Source organism: Paenibacillus sp. 1SOY10, assembly GCF_056836745.1.
On record NZ_JBXENK010000001.1, the window covers coordinates 176,589 to 197,676 of the forward strand.

16 protein-coding genes are annotated in these 21,088 nt (G+C 50.2%); 2 read left to right on the top strand and 14 right to left on the bottom strand.

Annotated features, from left to right (window positions below; translation table 11 throughout):
* Nucleotides 1–46 precede the first annotated feature (46 nt).
* From AC1VOR_RS00805 to AC1VOR_RS00815, 3 genes are read right to left on the bottom strand one after another with little or no spacing between them, the layout of a single operon-like run.
* Nucleotides 47–508, bottom strand: coding sequence for a DMT family transporter (locus AC1VOR_RS00805; RefSeq protein WP_482615151.1), 462 nt, complete (start codon nucleotides 506–508; stop codon nucleotides 47–49).
* Between the two features lie 14 nt (nucleotides 509–522).
* Nucleotides 523–1,221, bottom strand: a complete 699-nt coding sequence (locus AC1VOR_RS00810; RefSeq protein ID WP_482615152.1) for a Crp/Fnr family transcriptional regulator — start codon at nucleotides 1,219–1,221, stop codon at nucleotides 523–525.
* A gap of 29 nt (nucleotides 1,222–1,250) precedes the next feature.
* Nucleotides 1,251–1,676, bottom strand: a complete 426-nt coding sequence (locus AC1VOR_RS00815) for a DMT family transporter (RefSeq protein WP_482615153.1) — start codon at nucleotides 1,674–1,676, stop codon at nucleotides 1,251–1,253.
* A 221-nt stretch (nucleotides 1,677–1,897) separates the two neighbouring features.
* Here AC1VOR_RS00815 and AC1VOR_RS00820 point away from each other — a divergent pair, with 221 nt between their 5' ends.
* Nucleotides 1,898–3,379, top strand: a complete 1,482-nt coding sequence (locus tag AC1VOR_RS00820) for an MFS transporter (RefSeq protein ID WP_482615154.1) — start codon at nucleotides 1,898–1,900, stop codon at nucleotides 3,377–3,379.
* Between the two features lie 94 nt (nucleotides 3,380–3,473).
* On the opposite strand, the gene AC1VOR_RS00825 is transcribed toward AC1VOR_RS00820, so the two are convergent.
* The 8 genes from AC1VOR_RS00825 to AC1VOR_RS00860 form a co-directional block, all read right to left on the bottom strand.
* The gene (locus tag AC1VOR_RS00825; protein WP_482615156.1) at nucleotides 3,474–6,662 is read right to left on the bottom strand and encodes a 3-keto-alpha-glucoside-1,2-lyase-like domain-containing protein; all 3,189 of its coding nucleotides are present in this window, start codon (nucleotides 6,660–6,662) and stop codon (nucleotides 3,474–3,476) included.
* Between the two features lie 212 nt (nucleotides 6,663–6,874).
* Nucleotides 6,875–7,942 carry an SGNH/GDSL hydrolase family protein gene (locus AC1VOR_RS00830; RefSeq protein WP_482615158.1) on the bottom strand — a complete coding sequence of 356 codons (1,068 nt, stop codon included), beginning with the start codon at nucleotides 7,940–7,942 and terminating at the stop codon, nucleotides 6,875–6,877.
* Nucleotides 7,885–9,264 (bottom strand): FAD-dependent oxidoreductase, encoded by a 1,380-nt coding sequence (locus AC1VOR_RS00835; protein ID WP_482615160.1) that lies wholly within the window; start codon nucleotides 9,262–9,264, stop codon nucleotides 7,885–7,887. The genes AC1VOR_RS00830 and AC1VOR_RS00835 overlap by 58 nt, the downstream gene beginning before the upstream one ends.
* Nucleotides 9,265–9,291: 27 nt before the next feature.
* Entirely contained in the window at nucleotides 9,292–10,302 is a 1,011-nt protein-coding gene (locus tag AC1VOR_RS00840; protein ID WP_482615162.1) for a glycoside hydrolase family 130 protein, read from the bottom strand.
* A gap of 52 nt (nucleotides 10,303–10,354) precedes the next feature.
* On the bottom strand, nucleotides 10,355–11,257 hold the full coding sequence (locus AC1VOR_RS00845) for a carbohydrate ABC transporter permease (protein ID WP_482615163.1): 903 nt from the start codon (nucleotides 11,255–11,257) through the stop codon (nucleotides 10,355–10,357).
* 18 nt (nucleotides 11,258–11,275) lie between these two features.
* Nucleotides 11,276–12,175, bottom strand: a complete 900-nt coding sequence (locus AC1VOR_RS00850) for a carbohydrate ABC transporter permease (protein WP_059053197.1) — start codon at nucleotides 12,173–12,175, stop codon at nucleotides 11,276–11,278.
* Between the two features lie 70 nt (nucleotides 12,176–12,245).
* Nucleotides 12,246–13,655: an ABC transporter substrate-binding protein gene (locus tag AC1VOR_RS00855; RefSeq protein ID WP_482615165.1), complete on the bottom strand. Its 1,410-nt coding sequence runs from the start codon at nucleotides 13,653–13,655 to the stop codon at nucleotides 12,246–12,248.
* Nucleotides 13,656–13,747: 92 nt separating this feature from the next.
* A complete protein-coding gene (locus AC1VOR_RS00860; RefSeq protein ID WP_482615166.1) occupies nucleotides 13,748–14,977 on the bottom strand; it encodes a glycoside hydrolase family 130 protein in 1,230 nt (409 codons plus the stop codon).
* 180 nt (nucleotides 14,978–15,157) lie between these two features.
* Here AC1VOR_RS00860 and AC1VOR_RS00865 point away from each other — a divergent pair, with 180 nt between their 5' ends.
* Nucleotides 15,158–16,663, top strand: coding sequence for an FAD-dependent oxidoreductase (locus AC1VOR_RS00865; protein WP_482615168.1), 1,506 nt, complete (start codon nucleotides 15,158–15,160; stop codon nucleotides 16,661–16,663).
* An 8-nt stretch (nucleotides 16,664–16,671) separates the two neighbouring features.
* On the opposite strand, the gene AC1VOR_RS00870 is transcribed toward AC1VOR_RS00865, so the two are convergent.
* From AC1VOR_RS00870 to AC1VOR_RS00880, 3 genes are read right to left on the bottom strand one after another with little or no spacing between them, the layout of a single operon-like run.
* A complete protein-coding gene (locus tag AC1VOR_RS00870; protein ID WP_482615170.1) occupies nucleotides 16,672–17,502 on the bottom strand; it encodes a helix-turn-helix domain-containing protein in 831 nt (276 codons plus the stop codon).
* A gap of 5 nt (nucleotides 17,503–17,507) precedes the next feature.
* Nucleotides 17,508–19,142 (bottom strand): response regulator, encoded by a 1,635-nt coding sequence (locus AC1VOR_RS00875; protein WP_482615171.1) that lies wholly within the window; start codon nucleotides 19,140–19,142, stop codon nucleotides 17,508–17,510.
* On the bottom strand, nucleotides 19,135–20,883 hold the full coding sequence (locus tag AC1VOR_RS00880) for a sensor histidine kinase (RefSeq protein WP_482615172.1): 1,749 nt from the start codon (nucleotides 20,881–20,883) through the stop codon (nucleotides 19,135–19,137). The genes AC1VOR_RS00875 and AC1VOR_RS00880 overlap by 8 nt, the downstream gene beginning before the upstream one ends.
* Nucleotides 20,884–21,088: the final 205 nt, after the last annotated feature.

The following is a 21,088-nucleotide window of genomic DNA, read 5'->3' on the forward strand; positions in this document are numbered from 1 at the left end:
TCAGGGGTCTGTTCTAATATAATGCGGATTAATCAATGCATAACCATCAAGCCACAGCTTTAGCAGGCTGTCTCTCTCCCAGCTTAAACACGAATATCCCCCCCACGATGACCAGCACACCAAGCAACTGATTCAACGTGAATGGCACCTTCTCCAGACCAAGCCAGCCCATGGAATCAAACAAGACGGCAAAACCCAACTCTGAGGTCATCATGATAGCAATAGCATACGTGGGGCCCAATAATTTGATGCCCTGTACCAGGCTGATAACCACACCCACTCCAATCAATCCACTGAACCAAAACCACGTTTGCATATTTGGCCAAAAACGGAACATCCCCATGCCTTCAAAGCATAATCCCAGTAAAAAGGATGCCGCAAAGCCTAAGCCCAGCACCAGCGTTGTGGTCGTCCAATTCCCTGTTTGTTGATTAACTCTCGCATTAAATACATTTTGCATCCCGACCAAGGTCCCGGCCGTTAATGCCAACATCAATCCCGCAATCACATCTCCAACTCCTACTATTCATAAATATTGCGTTCGGCCAGGCGACGTAGCCCCGCCTGATCCTTCACACGGATACCGCCACGTTCCCGTTCCACCAGCCCATGGGCAGTGAACTTCTGTAGTACCCGGTTCACATGTCGGTAGCTGGTTCCAATCAGATTGGCTGCATCCACCAAGTCGCTGGTGCTTAGCTCCCCCCGGAACAGAATATCTGTCTCATCGAAGGACACAGATAGCAGATAGCTGGCTAGTCTGACCTCCACCGGGTAAAGCAGGTTAAAGCTCATCGAGCTGGACTTCATATAAAATTTCTTTGTGATGATATCCAGCAGAAAATTCAGCAGTGGCGAATGATTACCGCATATTTTTTGCACCCAGCGATACTCCACGGCAATAGCCTGAACGGCTGACACTGCCTCAACCGTGTTAATGATATCTCCAGTGCGGATATACTCTATATCGCCAATTACTTCAAGTGGATTTTTGAATGAAATGACCAAGGTACGGCCTTCCGGCGAGGTGTTGTAGATCTTGATCTTGCCTTTAACCAGCACATACATCGTATGGGAAGGCTCGCCCTGGGCACAGATCAGTTCGCCTTCATCGAAGCTAATCAAGCTTAAATACGGTGTTAACTCAGGAGTGAACACCTGGTGCAATTCGTATTTATCCATGTAGGCTTCCAGCAGCCCACGATCGGCAATCTCTCTCATCTTAGTCCCCCGTTCTCCTTACCCGGCTCCTAAAATTTTAAAATGATAACCCCGGCAATCATGAGTGCAATCCCCATAAATTGCGGCCAGCGCATCTGCTGCTTCCTTACGCCAAACCACCCCATGCTGTCGATAAGGAAGGTGATGCATAGCTGGGCGATCAATAGAATGGAAATAGTCATAGTTACGCCCACCTGCTGAATCGCGGTAACGTTGGTAAAAATGATAACCGCAGCCAGCGCTCCCCCACTTAAATAAAGCGGATGCACCTTCCCCAGTTCCCGTTTGCCACCATCCCGGACTAATATCCAAATCATGAAGGCGGCCACAAAGCCGATAAACTGGGTTAGGGCAGCGGCTGGCCATGTTCCGATATCCGCGCTAATTCGCGTATTGGCAACTCCTTGTAGCGTAATAAAAGCCCCGGCCAGCAAAGCAAATAACAAACCTTTCATTTTCTCTCTCCTTCATCCTTACAACTTTCCGTAGCTCTCTGTCAATTTCTTATTAAAAGATATCTTTTCACGTTTGCAAAGGACATATGTCCTAAACGAAAAAATGCCCTTCATTGTAACATGGAAGGAACTAGGTATACAATAAATAGGTAATTTGCTCGGCCCTGCGCTAGCTTATGCGCATGACACGCACACATAACAGAACGAGGTGCTATTTGTATATGACCGCAAACCGCAGTATGTCTTCTACCTATCAGGACGATCCGGAGATACAGCGTAAACGTTGGATGATCCTGATTGTGTTGAACCTGTTTACATTTATGGCTACACTTGATGGCAGCATCGTAAATATTGCGTTGCCTGTTATTTCAGAGCAGATGAAGTTATCAGTGGCTCAAGCTGAATGGATTGTCACCGCCTATCTAATGATGATTTGCGCAGCGATTCTCTTCTTTGGCAAGCTGGGCGATATCGTTGGGAAGATCAAGGTATTCAAATGGGGTATGGTTATCTTCACGCTAGGCTCCCTGCTCTGCGGGTTCAGCGACTCTTTACCGATGCTGGTTGGGTCACGATTAATTCAGGCCCTGGGTGCCTCCATGACGATGGCGAATAGCCAGGGTATCATTACCGATATCTTCCCGTCCACGGAACGTGGCAAGGCTTTGGGGCTGATTGGGACCTTTGTATCTCTCGGCAGTATTGCGGGGCCAAGTCTGGGTGGAGTCATTGTAGCCAGCTTGGGCTGGGAATATATCTTCTGGGTGAATATCCCTGTCGGTCTAATGGCTATTGTGATCGGGTGGAGTTTGCTGCCGGAAGACCGGACACGCTTGCAGGTGCATATCGATAAAGCAGGTAGTATCCTGTTTCCGCTATTTATTCTCGCTTTATTCTCCGGGCTGCTACTGGGTCAACAGATAGGCTACCAAGATATTCGTATTATCGGCTCACTTGTACTGGCCGTTATGGTGTTCATCCTGTTCTTATTCGTAGAAGGACGCCATCGCCAGCCTATGTTGCAGTTGAGCCTCTTCCGGAACCCTATGTTCAGTCTCAGCATCCTGTGCGGGTTCCTGGTGTTTGTGGCGAACTTTTGTTTTAATATCATCGCCCCTTTCTATACACAAAATATTTTGAATCTATCCCCTTCCGAAGCCGGGTTCCTGATGATGTTGTTCCCGATTGTCATGGTGATTGTAGCTCCGTTAAGTGGGGCTTTATCCGATAAGATCGGTTCCGAATTCCTTACCTTCGCCGGCCTGATCGTCATGGTCATCGCTCAAATTGGATTAGCCCAGTTGCATGACCGCAGCCCGATTGCCTTGGTAGGCGTATGGATTGGTATGCTGGGTCTCGGCAGCGGCCTCTTCCAGTCTCCAAACAATTCACTGGTCATGTCCAAGGTGCCGCGAACGCAACTCGGCATTGCTGGCAGCATTAACTCCCTCGTACGCAACATCGGCATGGTCGTGGGTATTACGGTCGCCACCACCACGTTGTTCAATGTCATGAGCAACCGGGCGGGCTACCGGGTCATCGGCCTAATCCCGGATCGGCCTGATTTGTTCCTGTCCGGGATGCATGTTGTGTTCGTTACCTCGGCTTCGATCTGTCTGGTGGCTGGTCTATTGACAGGTGGTCGGCTCTGGTGGGCCCGACGCGCACTACGGCGTAGTAAGGAATCATCGCAAACACTTTGAGCCTCTGCACCCTGCAAAGATAAAAAACAGCCCATTAGATAATACCTATCTGATGGGCTGTTTTTGGTTCATAGTGGCAGCGTTTCTTACCTAGTTAGTGATCACCTTTGACCACAATATCATCAAATAACGCATTCACTGATGTTGTTCGGAGTCCAATTTTGCCGGTGGTCAACTCTATAATTGGATTCGTCCATTCTATCTTCAATACTCCATCCACATAAGCCTTGATATTATTGCCTTGGACCACAGCTTTGAGCGTATACCACTGATTAGCAGTGGCGGTAAATGGCGTGCTGGATACGCTGGTCAAGATACCGTCGACGGCTTTGTAAAGCTCCAGTGTTTTGGCAGTTGAATTGATTCTGAACATGTAGTAATGATTGGTGTCTTGCACTCTGAAGGTAATTCCCGCATTCGCATTGGCGATGGGCACCTTCGCCTTGGCTTCGTAGGAATAATCCGTCCAGGTCTCCCCGGCTGTAATCAGGGAGGTTGCTGATGCCTTCTGTGCCAATGCCTGTGAAGTGTCGGTTACTACACTCCAGGAGCCGGAGTGAGCCGTCCAGCCTGTTGTATTTCCATCCTCGAAGTTGTCACTGAACAACGTAATGTTAGGCAGCGGATTGGGCGTTTCATTTACATCCGTAATTTGAATCGTAAATGCCTTCTCGTAATAGAGTCCACCAGAATCCACCGTTCTGACCCGAATGGAGTAGCTGGACTTAGTTTCATAGTCCGGGGTTATCTTGAGGATGAGCGCATTTCCTGAAATATCAAAGCTCCCGTTATTGGTATCGCCAGCACCAGCGACCAGTTGGTAGATGAAGGTATCACCGTCGTCCGGGTCCGTCGTGGTAAAGCTGCCCACGCTGCCTCCAGCCGTTGTATGTTCAGGCACGCTGCTATGACTTAATGTAAGATTTGTAGGAGCTTTGTTCAAGCTGGACACGACGGCATGATCAAACAACACATCCGCTGACGTTGTTCTGAAGCCGATTTTGCCGCTTGTTAATTCGGTCACGGGATTGGTCCATTGCGTCTTCAATGCTCCGTCTACATAACCTTCAATGGTGTTCCCCTGGACCACCACTTTAAGCGTATACCACCGCTTGGCGACTGCGGCAAAGCTCGTATTGGACACTTTCGTCAAAGTCCCATTAACACTCTTGTATAACTCCACCTCTTGTGCCGTCGCATTAATTCTATACATATAGTAGTTGTTCGTATCCTTAACCCGGAATACAATTCCGGCATTTGCGTTATTAATCGGCATCTTCACTTTGGCTTGATAAGCGTAATCCGTCCACGAGCTTCCAGCCGTAATGAGTGATGTAGCCGTAGCCTTCTGAGCCAGAACCTGCGTATCCTCTGTGACTACGCTCCAGGAACCGGAATGAGCGGTCCAGCCTGCTGAATCTCCGTCTTCAAAATTATCGCTGAACAGCGGAGGTCTGGAGTTAGCAAACATCACTCCGTTGACATTGCTATTGACAGTGATTTTCATATCGCTCAGCTTCGTAGCGAGTTCGCCTTTCACAACCACATCCGAGAACATGACGCCGTTAACCATGCCGCCTTTCGTGGCGTTGCCGGAGAGTCTGGAGTTTTGAGACCCCAGTTCACGAATGTTAATGTCCTTAACGATTACATTACTGATATCCCCGGAGGTGCTGGTGGATACCCCAAGCCAGTAATTCCCGAACTGATTGATGCCAACCCGTTCAATATCGATATTCTCAAATGTAATATTCTGAGCGTAACCTTCCTCTGGTAGTGTATTGTACTGGTAACCGTGATCGATGAGTAAGGCCCGAGCGCTTTGATATACATAGGAATTTCGCACCGTAACTCCGATTTGCGGCTGGGCTACGCCCATGCCAATCTTGAAGGCAGCACATCTTGTCCAGGCCAACGCGTCATCAAAAACCACATTCTCCAAATGCTCAAGCTGGCCTGGCCACCCTTTGGACATGCCCGTTTGCAGCCAGGTTTTTGTGGAATACGTATCATCATCCGAGATCGCAATTGCATGCTTAACCAGCACGTCTTGACTTTCATTAATGTCGATCACGTCGTTCTCAAGCTTGTGCAGGTCCTGAAACCCTTTGAGATTCGTAATAGTGACATGATCGGAGCGAACCACCATGAACGACCAGAAGCCAGCATCCCGCAAAATTAGACCATCAAATGTAAAGTGAGAAGTTGCGAGCGGAACTAGCAGGTTGTTGATGAACCCTTCATTTTTGTGGGGTGCGGGCATCTTGCGGTCACGCATCTCCATGCCCTTTCCATCAATGGTACCCCGTCCTCGCAGAGTAATATTGGTGGAGTTGATTGCTGTACGGATAAAATAGGTCCCGTCCCTGTTTAGCGAATCCTTACGGAAATCATTGGCGTAGTCCTCCCCTTTGCCTGTACCGACAATGACGGCACCTCCGGCCAGATAGAAGGTTACGTTACTCTTCAGCGTAAGGTTCCCGCTCTTATAGACCCCGGCTGGGACAAATACGGTACCTCCGCCCGCCTGGTTCGCATCGTCAATCGCTCTCTGAATGGCTGTGGTTGCCATGATATTGCCTGTGCGATCCGCATTGTACGGCGATTGGGTCACGTTATAGATCCCGGGACCCGAAGAAGCGGGAATATCCGTCTCCAGAGGATCGGCGGCAATGACGATTTTTTTGAGATCATTGATTTTAACGATGACATACGTTGAGGTGGATAGCGTAAACGTCAGCTTTTTCCCGCTCACTGTACCCTGAATATTTTTGGCCATGGGACTGATGGAATAAGAATCTATATTCTCGCTGGCCGTCACTTCGAGGGTCACGGTCCCAGAGAAGGAAAATTGGGCGTAGTCGTAATCGCTCACGTAAGCAATAACGGGCACGTTGTTGCCATTTGCTTTTAATGAAAATACGCTTGAAGCGGTATAAATGGACGGCATAGGATAGTTCTGAATCGTAGCAGCCAAATCGGTGATTTCAAAGGCTGCAGGGTCCAGAGCCTGCAAATACACATCATCCGTCACGCTAGCCTCTTCCAAGGCTTCGGGCGAAGGTTCAGGCTCGGCTACGAGGATTGGCTCGTCTTCACTGACAGGTAAGGGATCATTTACAATGACCTCACCGCCTGCATCCATCTCAGCTAAGCCCTCCTCATCCATGGAGATTATAGTATGATTCTCAGCAAGCGTATTAGCAGCAGTCATTTGCGGTAACCAGCCTGAAATGAAGACGGCAAACAGTAACAATAAGGTAAATGCTTTTCGATTAAACATAAGTACCTCCTCCTACTTTAGTAAATTGCCGGCAATTCCCCTTGATTCATTAAATAATGTACTCCGTCTCAATTTGTAAGCGTTAACAAAAATATCCGAACCATAGGTAAATACTCTCATACCTCCCTCATTTTATGATATAGATCTATTTCATTATAGTCTTCTCCCAAGCCAAAAAGAGTGGGGTAAGCCCACTCTCTAGGGATACAAACTTATGAATTGGTAGAGCTTGGCTTAGACGAAAAAGCTGCTTGCTGAAGTACGGGAAAACGCTGGCCCAACAGCTCGTAACCCTCGGCTCCAGGGTGTAGGCCGTCCGTTAACAGGTCTCCATCCTCTGGCCCAAACCAGCTTAGTCCATCCTGATAATACAGGTGTCGATCCCCCCGTGCTTGCAGCATTCGAATGGTCTTATGAATGGCCTCTCGCATCATCGGCAAGGTGAAGCCAAGCCCGTTAAGCTCTGTCTCACGATGAGTGCCATAGATGGGTGAAATGATCAGCAGCGGCGTATTCGGGTGCTTGTCACGAATGGTCTCCAGTAGTCCGATCAGCAGCGGCTGGAACATCCGTGGGCTTAAGGTGCCGGCCCCATAGATATTCACGCCTACGCAAAGCGAAATGAAATCCGCCGGAAGGTCGCGGATTAGCCGTCCAATCATCGGCTCCATGTGGCAATTACCGGAGAAGCCGAGATTGGTCAGGTTGAAGCCACACTTAGCTGCCGCAATAGCAGGCCAGGTACGCGTGGGGCTGGAAGCAGCTACGCATTGGGTGATGGAGCTACCGTAAGTAATCCAGCGCGGCCGGGTGTCTGGCAGCGGCTTGGCCGAAGCATCTTCATCAATCCACAGGCCGGTCACGGTCATTCCTGTATTTTGCGGGAGCCAGATTTCCAGCTCCTTGAAGCCACTCGGAATAGCTTTATCGAATAATGCGTTCGTCACTCCAACAGACAGATGAAGTGTCTGCGCCGTCACTCCCCCTACCAGGCAATCCAGTGCGATGGCTTCATGAAGTGGAGCGAACGAGACTTGAATGGCTATCGCATCCGTATACAATCGCAGCCGCACACCCGCACAGATCTCTGCCTTACCCTCGATCCCCTCAGGTGGATACAGGTCATAATCCTGGTAAGGAATACGCCACGGCTTGATTCCATGCTCCAGATGCTCTAAGGAAACGGCCCCATGGAACCATTCATCCGTTAAAGTAATCGGCTTCACAGCGTATCGCTCGCCTTCTTGCTCCCGGCCAGCACAAAATCCTCTCCTAGCCACACATCCTGCTCCAGTAGCCGTCGTTGAAGCTCGGCAATCGAGATGCCACGTGAGGTATTGCCATCTTGCAAGGCCAAAGCGGCTGCTGTTCCGGACGCCTGACCCATGGAGAAGCAATTGGGCATGACTCGCAAGGAGCCTTGCACCGCCCGGTCCGAGGATACGGAGCGACCAGCCACCCAGAGGTTGTCAATTCCAACGGGGAGCATAATCCGGTACGGTACCCCATGCGAAACGCCTGGGGGCAAGTGGTTGAAGGTCATCTCACTTTGGCTGTTGGCGAGATGGATATCGATGTAGTAAGCGTTACGGGCGATGTCATCCGGGAAGGAGCGCGCAGCCTGAAAATCATCCACCGTCAGCACATAGTCCCCTTCGATGCGCCGGGTCTCCCTGATACCGAGTTGCTCTCCACTAGCTACCATATGAGCCTGTTCAAAGCCCGGAACATAGCGGCGGAAGAATTGCAATTGACGCTCGGCGGTGCGTCGTCCTTCAATCGCTCCCCGCGTTAAATCCTCGGCAAGCGTACCATCGACACCGAAAACATGGCCGAAGTTGACACCCACCAGGTAATCACTGACCCAGGCCAAGCCAGAGATTGACTTGCGCCCCTCCGGCAGCGCTCCGTCCTGAATCGCTTGTTCCACCGTATTGTGTAGTTGACCGGTGTCCCCGCTCTCCTCCAGGAAGCGCTTGAACTTTGGACGGTCTACATTGGCAAGCAGATAACACATACTGCCGGGCTGAAGTTCTCCTTCTTCACCGCCCTTCTGAAACGGGACTCCCGCTAAAGCAGCAATATCCCCATCACCCGAGCAATCAATAATATACCGGCAGGAGATAAATGATCTTCCTGTTTTGTTAACCACCACGACGCCTTGCACGTTTTGGCGATCCTCCGAGAGTACAACATCATAGACAAAGCTATGATATAGCGGGGTAACTCCACTCTCCAGAATGGCATCATCATAGACGCGCTTCAGCACCTCGGGGTCAATGGGCACCCAATCCAGCAGATCCCGGTATTCCTCACGATACTCCGGCTCGCAGCCTTGCTTCATCCGTTCCATCAGCTTCAGGCCGAGACCGCGAATAATGAGCTTTTGCTTATCTGTATAAGGACAGAAGGCTGGTACCAGCGCAACGGTGCCCATGCCGCCAAGGAATCCACGCTGTTCCACCAGCATCGTGCGGGCTCCCCCTTCTGCGGCGGCAATGGCTGCTGCAATCCCGGAAGCCCCCCCACCTATGACCAGTACATCCACCTCGTGGGCCACCGGAATATTAGCCGAAGGCAGTGTAATCTCCTTAATATTCATACAGAATCCCTCCAATCGGTGTTCCCATTAATGGGTCTTCCCTTCAAGACAGAGACGCAACAGATCGTCTACCTGGGCTGTTGCCAGGCATTCTACCGTATCAGCCGCACCGTAGTAGATTTTCACTTCTCCCGAATCCTCCAGGATCATACCGCCCGGGAAAATAACATCATTACGGAACCCCCCGCTAATTTCATATTCTGCTTCTGGAGCGAGCAATGGTGCTGCCGCTCTGCCGATAATTCGGCTCGGGTCAGCCAGGTCAAGCAACATAATACCGGCGGTATAGCGCTTCTTCCAGCTATCCTCCCATCCGTTCTTGCCCCGGCCAAGATCCAGATCCACGGCATGGAACAGAGTCAGCCATCCCTTATCCGTCTTGATTGGTGGGGCACCCGGTCCTACCTTGTCGTTGGCAAATGCGACATCTTCAACGGTCAGCAGCAGTCGGGAGTTGCCCCAGTATTTCAGGTCAGGCGAATCGCTCATCCACATGTCAAATCGGTCCTTCCCTCCCCGGCTGTATACGGGCATGGGGCGCTCCAGACGTACATAGCTCCCTCCGATTCGCTCCGGGAACAATACCATGTTCCGGTTGTCCGGTAACGACAGGCTAAGCACCTTGAAGGAACGGAAATCTTCGGTTACGGCAATCCCCCCGCGCAGCCCATGCTTTGTATCGACTGCAAAGCACATATAGCATTGCTCTCCAATCACGGTCAGGCGCGGATCATATACCCGGATGACCTCTTCATCATGCCAGGACCAGCAAGGCTCAGGCTGAACCTCCCACTTGATTCCGTCGTCGCTAAAGGCCAGCCCGAGGTTAGTGGTATGATGTGGAGCGACGATTCCTTGCTGTTCATCCCCGTAATCATTGCGGAAAACCATGACATATTTTCCTTTAAACTTGGTAACTCCCGCATTGAAGACCATCGCCGGACCGTAAGGTACCTCCCCCGGTGACAGAATCGGATTATTTGCATAGCGGGTGATGACCGGGCTGGAAGCCAAGGGTCCAATTGTAAACTGACTCATATCCCTGATGCTCCTTTTGTATGAATTGGAATGAAACTAATATAGAGAACCTTTAACCTTTGACCGAACCTGCGGTCACCTGGATAAACGTCTTGTTGGCCAAGATATATACCAGCAGCATCGGCAGGATTGACAGACAAGCCCCTGCCATCATCAGATGAATCTGCATGGCTGCGGAAGAGCCATAGCGGAGATTCGCCAGCCCTACGGTGAGCGTTTGAAGCTGTGGATTGGTCATCGTGAACACCAGCGGCAGGATATATTCGTTCCAGGCATGGCGGAAGGCGAACAATCCGGCTACGCCTAGCCCTGGCGTCAGCAGCGGTAGAATAATCCGAAAGAACGTACGAATGAATCCGGAACCGTCCACCATCGCTGCTTCATCAAGCTCACGGGGGATGGCTTTGAAGAAACCTTGCAGCATAAAGAATGTACTGGAATGCGCGCTGATCAGAATGAGAATAACTCCCCAGAGTGTCGTATTCAGATGTAGCGCCACCATGAGATCAAATTGTGGCCGCAGTACGATAGCGCCAACCGATATAAACATCATGGATGCCTGCACGGTCACATAAAGCGATTTACCAGGAAAGTTGCGCCGATCCACGACATAGGCCGCCATGGAAGCAACCAGCAGCGTGCCTATCGTCACCATAATACTGACAAAAGCACTGTTCCAGGTATAACGTGCGAAGTTCGCCTGCTTCCAGGCCTCCACATAATTGACGAATTGCAACTTTGCTGGTAGCAGGCTTCCTCCAGTCATCATTTCGGCTCCGGTCTTCAAAGAACCCGAGACGGTCATGAGCAGAGGGAACAAAGTTAACAGCGCCGTAATTAATAACAATAACCACATGGCTGTGCGGGCCACCACTCTACCTGCCGAGCCGGAAGGTGCACGCTCGGCAAGCTTGCCTCGTCCGTCCGGTTGCGGGGATAATACCTGTTCGTTCATAGGATGAACCTCCTGTCACTAATACACCTTGCTCATTTTGCGGCTCAAGAAGAAATACAAGCCGGTGATTGCCCCAACGATAACAGCGCTGGCGAAGCCAACGGCGCTGCCGTACCCAAGCTGCTGCACTACGGGCGAACCTGTCGATACCGGGAACAACAATTTGTAGAGATAAAGATACATGACCTCGGTTTTGCCAATTGGACCACCTTCCGTAATGACCATAATGCTCTCATAGCCCTTCAGGGAAGCGATAATCGCCAGCATCATAACCATTTGGGCAACCGGGGCCAGCATGGGAAGAGTAATGTTCCAGAAGCGTCTTCCCGCATTCGCTCCATCAATGGCTGCACTCTCATACAAATCCTGAGGAATACTTTGCAACCCGGCCAGGAACAGGAGCATATAGTTACCAACCGCGCCCCACACCGCCACCAGAATGACGGTGAGCATCGCATGCTTGGGCCCAAGCCAGTCAATCGGTTGCGACACTAAATGTAGCTTCATCAGCACGGTATTGACCATACCGTTATAGGAATTGAAGATATTATAGAATACTACTGAGATGACAGCCGTACTGATGACCGTAGGCATGAAGTAAATACCTCGCAGTAAATTGCTGCCCCGCAGCTTGCCATTCAGAATAACGGCTAACAGCAAGGACAACGGCAGGGTTAGCAGCAACTTGCCTCCGGCATAAACAAAGGTGTTGCCCACCGATTCCCAGAACAGCCCGTCACGCATCAAGCGACGGAAATTGTCTAGCCCGACGAACAGCGCTTCGCCATATCCGGCATAATCATAAAACATATAACGCAACATCCAAAGCAAGGGATAGATGCCCAAGGCGACCGTCAAAATGATACTCGGGATTAGGAACAAGGTATTCTCCCCTAGCCGCTTCCAGTTAAAGCTCATGATTGATTCCTCCTTCGGAAAAAGAAAGGGGCCCTGCGCCAAGAAGTGCGCGGTAGCCCCATCCTTCCTGTTATTCTCCCTGCGGTTGGCTTGGATCAAAAGCAGGATTTGGTGTTACAGTAACCTCACCCTTCTCTACCGATTTGCTCAAAGCTTCGTTATATTTTGCGTTCAAATCGGCTGTGACCGCTTTCAAGTCTCCGCCATCAAGCATGTATTTGAAGAAAGCATCCGCATAGGTGGAACCTTCTGGTGTTACGCTTGGAGTAGCTGGCCAAAGCGAGTCATGTTCTCCGACCAGGAAGCCTTCCATGCCGTCGATTTCCGGATTTTTGGCCTGCTCCACAATACGTGGCACGATGGCAATGCCGAAGCCCTTCTCATGATAGGTCTTCAAGACTTCGTCCCCATACATGTATTGCATGAACTTCCAGGCGGCTTCCTGATTAGCGGATGTGGCGCTAATACCAAGCCAGGTCCCGGCGGACACAATCTCCGATGTTCCCTTGATCTGTCCGTCCAATGTTGGAGCCAGCGCACCCGCCCAGTCAATCTCCGTCGGGAACTGATCCTGATACACCCCTGGTTCCGTCGAGAAGGAGAGATACATCCCGATTTTGCCTGCCGCAAATTGAGCCCGTAGCGGGTCGATATCCAGTGATTCTGCACCAGGCAGAATACTTCCGTCTTCATACATTTGTTTGAAATACTCAATCACCTGAGAATAAGGCTCGAAATCAAATTGGCCTGTTTTCATATCAAAACCCAGTCCCTGATGGCCGCTTAAGGAGAGAATCTCCCGAATGGAACGGTCAAATGCCGACTTCGGACTCTTAAAATTCAACGCAAAGCCGTAGATCCCCTCGGACTTGCCCACTTCGGTAATCTTCTTGGCCGCGTCCACCATTTCTTGCAATGATGCTGGAGGATTTGCGATACCAGCCTTGGCGAAGAGATCCTTGTTGTAGACCATACGCAAGGTAAGACCGGTATTGGCCAAGGAATACACCTTGCCATCAAAACGGTTCACATTATCGATCAGCAGACCCCCGAATTCCGTCTTCATGTCGTCAGTCAGAAAATCATCAATCGGAGCAAGATAGCCTTTTTTTACAAACTCTCCTGTATTACCACTCTTGAGACGCAACACGTCCGGTGCCTGGTTGCTAGAGAAGGCAATGTCAACACTTTGTGCGTAATTCTCGGACATCACCGTCAATTCAACCTGGATGTTCTCACCGTTGGTCTCATTGAAATTGTTAATCAATTCCTTAACATACTCCTGGTCATGGCGATCATCCGTCCAGTATTTAAGCTGTATAGGCTCGCCTGTTGCCTTGTTGCCGCCTGCTTCTGCTGCGGAATTCGTCTTGTTGTCGCCCGGCGCTTGCGTCGCGGCGTTGCCGTTGTTCCCGCCACAACCTACGATGCCTGCGGTCAGCAAGAGACTCAATCCGAGGCCTAACCATTTCTTTTGCATACCTTCTACCCCTTTAATTGATTATTTTATGATGAGCTCGATTTTTATTATAGGCCCTCGGCCCTGGAAATGGAGTGAGGCAGACTCACTGTTCAGGGACAGAATTCTATTCCGTTCTCATCAAATTTCCGTATATAGGCCACTAACTCATGAAAGTTGACCCAGGAAATACCAACCTTCTGATCCGCTGCGCCATAAGACATGATCAAATCCTCCCCCATGACAATTCCTCCAGTGGTGAACAGACAAGGTGTCGGGTAATCCTCCGGCATCTCCCAATCCCGTTCTGCAAACATCAGGCGGTCAGAGCAACGGTGAATGACTAAGGGGAAATCATCTTCCTGTTCTCTTAGAATCATAAAGGATTGCGTATATCCAAGCTGCGCATCCTTCTTCGCGTGGTAAGCCAGCAGCCACTCTTTATGGCCCAGGGGTAGCGGTGGCCAGCTTGCGCCGACCCGATTCTCCTCCCATTCAAAGACGGGATGGGCCAGCAGCTTGTGGCTTGCTTGGGGCGAAGCCAAGTCCTCTATCCTTTCTGCTGCGGCCAAATAGATGGATGGCTTCTCAACTGCTGCTCCCCCTTCGAACGGGACAACGTTCATAGGGCGATGCAACATAAGATACTGCGGTTTGCCGGCAATCCTCATTTTCTCGGGAAATAAGAATACATCCCGGTTATCACTTACTTGTCCCGCAGTAAGCGGGCCCACATATTGAAATGCGGCTTCATAGTTCCCTTGCTTCAATTCGTCCAGGTTCAGCTTGTAGAGAACGCTGACCGTATCATTGGATCGAGCGGTTTGGATAAATGGATCTGCATCGTTCCCTTCAAATATCCAATCCGGAACATATTCAAAACGCGTTTGTACCGGAGGATGCTGACTACTGAGCCAATAGGGTCCTGGGGGGAACGGGCGGCAAGCAACCGTCAAATAAAGCTGTCCTTCAAGATCAAAGATCCGTGGATCTTCCACACAACCATTAGCATAATTACGTACCGTGTTGCCGTGAATATCGTTGATATACAACTCATGCTCCTCATAACCCAAGGCTGGGGCCAGAGCGGGTCTGGAGAAGTCTGCATCCCAGGTTTCTCCCCTATCCTTGCTCTTGGCATATCCCAAGAAAATCGGGTAAGGATCGTGGCAGCCTGCTCTTCTCTTCTGCGGCCATGGACCCGTCGCCCGGAAGAGCATATGAATGTCATCCGACTCCGGAGCTTTAACGATAGCCGGATTCAGAACCATCTTATCCGCCCAATCACAACCGGGTACAGGTTCAAGGGCGGGCTTGTTCAAATAGCGAAATTGGGGCTTCATAAGTTCCTCCTGGTTTACCATTTTTCCCTATCATTAAACCTTAAATATGAAAGCCTTTCCACCCTCTTGCAAAAACAGTAAGATGCATCAAATAGAAAAGGAAGATCCATCATTCCCGCCAAGCTCTTACCGCTTTATAATAACGTTGACAAGCCAATTCATCATGGAGGAGGGGCTAAAATGAGCCCAGAGAAACAATATGATATTGTCATTTACGGAGGTACAGCGGCGGGGATTACGGCGGCAGTTCAAGCGAAAAAAATGAACAAATCAGTAATTGTTATTGAACCGAGCCAGCGCATCGGGGGAATGACCAGCGGTGGCCTTGGAGATACAGATATCGGGATGAAGCAGGCTGTTGGCGGATTATCCCTGGAATTTTACCAGCGGGTCGCTCGAAAGTATTCGCAAGATGGGGCTTGTTGGCTGTTCGAACCAAAGGTAGCGCTCGAAGTGTTACAAGATTGGGTCACAGAACACCATATTGAAGTCGTTTACGGGGAAAGACTGGACTTGAAGAACGGGGTGACCAAACAAGGAACAAAAATCACCTCCCTCCGTACGGAATCCGCAACCATTTATCAAGCCAAAGTATTTATTGATGCTACGTATGAAGGAGATTTGATGGGTAATGCGGGCGTATCTTACTTCGTCGGTCGGGAGTCGAATTCACAATATGACGAGACGCTTAATGGCATTCAGCCTGGTGATGAACTCAATGAACTGCCCGCCGGGATTGATCCTTATCTAGTGAAGGGCGTTCCCTCCAGCGGCCTGCTCCTGCGTGTTAATTCCAATCGTGGAGGCAACATTGGTGATGGCGACAATAAACTACAAGCCTATAACTTCCGCATGTGTCTCACGAATAATCCGGACAACCGTCTACCTATTGAAAAGCCAGAAGGATACAACGAGGCGGATTATGAAATTCTGTTTCGGTCTATTGAGCAAGGACAGAACTCCAGCTTCTTCAAATTAAATCGAGTCACCCCGGACAAGACGGATTCGAACAACAACAGCGGCATATCTACGGATTATAACGGCATGAATCACCACTATGCAGAAGCAGACTATCGTACGCGCGAACAAATTTGGGAGGCCCACCGGATCTATCAGCAAGGATATGTCTGGACCATTCAAAATCATCTACGTGTACCAGAGGAGATCCGCAACGTATATAAGCCATGGGGGCTCCCGTTGGATGAATTTGTTGAGTCCGGTCATTGGACACCTCAGTTATATATTAGGGAGTCTCGCCGAATGATTGGTGATTATGTAGTTACCGAGCATGAGGTCAGACTGGACAACCCGGTGCCGGACTCCATCGGAATGGGCTCCTTTGCCATGGACTCGCATCATACGCAATACTATGTGAATGAAGACGGACATGTAAGCACAGAGGGCGGATTTTATATAAGACTGGAAGCTCCTTATCCTATCAGCTACCGGGCAATTGTGCCGAAACGGTCGGAATGTACGAATTTGATCGTACCTATATGCGTCTCCGCTACTCATGCCGCCTACGGCTCCATTCGGATGGAACCCGTATTCATGATTCTGGGGCAATCGGCTGCCGCCGCAGCCGCACTGGCGCTTGATGCGGACGGTATCGTGCAACTTGTAAAGTACAATGAGTTGAATGCCGTGCTTGTTAATGAGAGCCAAGTATTGTACGAGGGATTCTAGCCTCTGCCTCAATCATGATTGAATGGATAGCCGAACTTGCGTCGATATTCTCCCGGAGGATGTCCCAAGCGCTCACGGAACACACGGCTGAAATGAGCGTAGCTCTGAAAGCCTGTATTCTCGGCAACCTGCTCCAACGCCACATTACTGTAGAGCACTTGCTGCTGCGCAAGCTTCAATCTGACAGCAATGCAGTAGGCGAACAAGGATTGGCCAAATGCGGCTTTGAACAGATAGGAGCAACGAGACACACTTAGGCCGACGGAGGCTGATATTTGTTCCAGACTAAGGGGCTCATGGGCATGATTCTCGATGAATAGCTTGAGCTTATAGGCAGTATCTCCCCCCTTACGGTGTTGCTTGATCTCGATGACTTGCTCCAGGGTCAGGCAAAGCGTTCTGAGTAGATAGTCCATGATCTCCTCTTGGTTCTGCATGATTTTCTTCTTCTCACCGACGATATGCTTCCATAAGGTAATGACCGTATCGTCAAACCCGATGTTTGCTTTGAGCGGCAAGCCTTTGTCTTTCCACCACGTGTCTATCCACTCCCCCTTACCCGCCAGAAAATAGTCAGCTACGGGTTGAATTCCCTTCAATTGGGGGCCGCTCCGAGGCAGCACCTGGAGTCCATAAGGCTGATCCGGAGGATAAATAAGCAGGTCGCCAGGGATGATCGTCTCATATTTCCCTTCGATCAGCATACGGCAGGTTCCTTCTGCCTGTAGCCGGAACAGATAGAAGGTCAGCCCCTTCATATATTCAACAGCATGAGGCTGGGTATGTGCGGAATAATTAGCATAAAGGACACAGGTGCGTTGCGGCAATAAATCGGACATTGGCCTCACGCCTCCGGCCGATCAGGGTGATAGCCAGCTCTGAACTCCGATGGTGTCTGACCGGTCACCTTCTTGAACATCTCGCTAAAGTAGCGGCGCTCCTCATAACCTACGGCTGAGGCCACTTCTTGTACCTGCACCCCTTCAACCAGCAGCAGCTTCGCCTTCTGAATTCGTTCAGAGGTCGTATACTGCGTGACCGTCATGCCGGTTACTTTCTTGAACAGGCTGGAAAAGTAACTGGCGCTGAGATGAACATGAGCAGCGCATTCGCCAACGGTAATATCCCGAGATAAGCGACCTTTGATATAATCAATAGCCTCATAAATAACCCGCTGTCCTTCGGACAAGCTGTTCCGGCGTACCAATTCCGCTCCTTCCGTACACAAGACCAGCAAATGACGCTGCAAAGAGGAAAGCGACAGCCCGGCGGTACCTTGTACAGCCCGGAAACGCTGAATGAGCGGCTGAATATCCGAATATGGAATCATTTCATAAAAGGTACGGATGGCTGATGCAGCCAGCTCATCATACAAACTAAGCAGATAATCAGGATTTTGCCGTGAGATCAAGCTTTGCAGCGTTTCCGCAATCGCCGCGAGAATAGTAGCCGTTCGATCAGCATTTCCGGAGCGAAGGGCAAGCAGGAGTTCATCCTTGTATTCCAGGGCAAGCGGTACCTGGATCCCACTCTGATGAACATCATTGTACATGATAGCTGCATTCCCTTCGGTGAACAGATGATGGGACAGCGCTTGCTGCGCCTGACGATAGGAATCCGGCAGCTCGCTTATCTCCTCCACTCTACCACCAACCCCCACCGAAATCGTGAATTTGGTATACCGTTCAATATTCCGGCAGCACTGTTCCGCAATTTCGACTGGACTGAGCGGATGGGAGACATCCGGATCATTGAGCACAGCCAGATACCGATTGTGACGTGCACGAAAAACGACGCTACGGGCATAATCGACCAAGGTCTCTTGCATGATATTCAACAAGGAGAAGCGTATCAGCTCCACCTCCCGGATGGATATTTCAGCAACCTGCTCCTGAAAACGATCGATTTCCAGCAGCATGACCACAAATCCCTGTGGTGCCAACTCAATATTGAGGAAATCCCATCGTCTTGAGGCCTCTTCCCAGGAAGTGCGGTGGCTCACCAGCAACGCAAAATATTCATTTCGCAATACCGGCATACTTTCCCGCAGCCTGGCCTCCATTTCCGCCAGACCTAGCAGCTTGGACCGCTCGACCATAATTGCCGCCTTCGCTCGTAGTACCGTCGACATAATGTCTTCCTGGGAGAAGGGCTTGACCACAAAATCAAATGCTCCTAACTGCACCGCCTGCTGCGCGTACTCAAAGTCGGCATAACCACTGATCAAAATGACTTTGCAGCCACGGTTTTCTTCCAATACAGCCCGCAGCAAGCTCAGTCCGTCCATTCTCGGCATGCGTATATCCGTAATAACCAAATCCGGATGCAACTCCTGGATGAGATTGAGCCCCTCCTCTCCATTGCTGGCCACCCCGGCAACACGGATTCCCTCGTCTTCCCAATGGATGGCCGTCAGACCATCCACCACGCTTTTGATATCATCAATAATGCACAGTTTGATCGCCTCATGGTTACGCATCCGCACGTTCTCCCTTCTTGGGTAAAGAAATTCGTATCGTCGTTCCTTCATCCGGTATACTGTCTACATGAAATTCTGCACTGTCCCCGTAATAGAGTTGAAGCCGCCGAATCAGATTGGACACGGCATAGCCTTTCTCCGATTCTCGCCAGAATAGGGAGCGGACCTGGTCTTCATCCATGCCACTACCGTTATCCTTGACAATGAGAGTCCACCGTTCCCCTTCTCCGGCAATCTCGATCTCAATCCGTCCGCCGCTCCCCATGTCATGGAATCCATGTAAAATGCTGTTCTCCGCCAGCGGCTGCAAAATAATGCGCGGTATGGAAAGTGCGGACAGCTCCGGTTCGTGTACATGGATGTCATAGGAGAACAATCCCTCATAACAGCTTGATTGTAACTCCAGATATTGACGCACATGCTCCAGTTCCTTGGACAAGGTCGTAATCTCCTGACCGTTATTCAACCCAAGCTGAAACAGACGGGAAAGTGACATGACCATTTTCTGCGAGGGTTCAACTTGCTTCAAGTTCAACTTCCAATAGATGGTGTTGAGCGTATTGTACAGAAAATGCGGGTCCATCTGCGCCGACAATGCCTTAATCTCGGCTGAGCGCTTATTGGTCTGCGCCTCCGTAACCTCTTCGATCAGTAGCACGATTTGCTCCAGCATCCGGTTAAACCGCAAACCAACCTGGGCCAACTCGTCTCCACCGCCACTCTCGAAGCGGGCAGACAAATCATTGTTCTCCACTCGCCTCATCACTTTCATAAGCCCTTGTAACGGCTTGAGTAGATATCGCGTAAGTGCGCCGGAGATCAGGGCCGCTACGACAAAAGCAGCCAAGGCGATCCCCGCGATTAGCCATTTCACGTATACCATGTCCTTCAGCACACTGGCCTGGGATTGTACTGTAGTCATGGTCCAGTCGGCAATACCAAGCTTGGCATAGTTCAGCAAGTAGGCTTTGCCATTTAATTCAAAGGACTGATTGCCTTCCGGACGATTCATCATATGCCTGAGATTCCCTGCGTCCACGGCTTGTCGAACCAGCGGTTCCCTGGCAGGGTACACGGTCTCTCCCTCGGCATTCAGCAGGAAGCTGAAGCTGGACGTTCCGCTCTCTCCTTGCACCAGCTTACGGAAGCCGTCCTCGCGAATGTTGACAACAATATATACATCGTTGACCGGGAAGTCGAAAATCGGCTCCAGAATCAAAGAAATAACCCGGTCGCCACCGGAGAAAAGCATGTCCTCATGACCCTCCACCCAGATATTTTTCTTCTCTCGCTCAATCCGTTCAAACAGAAATGTATTCTCAAAGGTATTCACCCGATTGCGGTTCATGGATGAAGGATAGAACTCCCCGATCGGCGTGGAAACATAGATAGAATGAATCAGCGGCTCAGCAATGCGGGCCTGCGAGAAAACGTTATCAAGATCATTCAGATGTGTATAATATCTACTGGCATCCCCGGAGGCGGCATCCTTAAGCATATCGTAAAAAGGCTGGCTAATCATAAACGTCATCATGATCAGCATCAGCTTGTTCAGCTTCTCATCCACGATTTGTGCTGACCTGACCACCGTGTCCTGGGTGAGCTTCAGCGCATTCTTCTCCATAGTAGCAGCGGAAATATAATAGGACAGTCCGCCGGTCATCAGTACAGAGAGCACAATGACAACGAGAAATGCGATTTTGAGTTTGTTGCGGAATGATTGCCTGCGAAGGTAGTCCAAGCTTGTTCACGCCTTCCCTTAGAAGTCCCTATCCCTTCGATTATGTCACTCTACCCCCTCAATCGACAATAACCGATATGGAGAACAGTCAATTGACCGTATGCCGACCGTAGATTTACCACAGGTAACCCTAAAACATTGGAACATAAAAAAACAGATAGACAAGAAGAAATTCTTCTTATCTACCTGTTCATCATATAGCCTG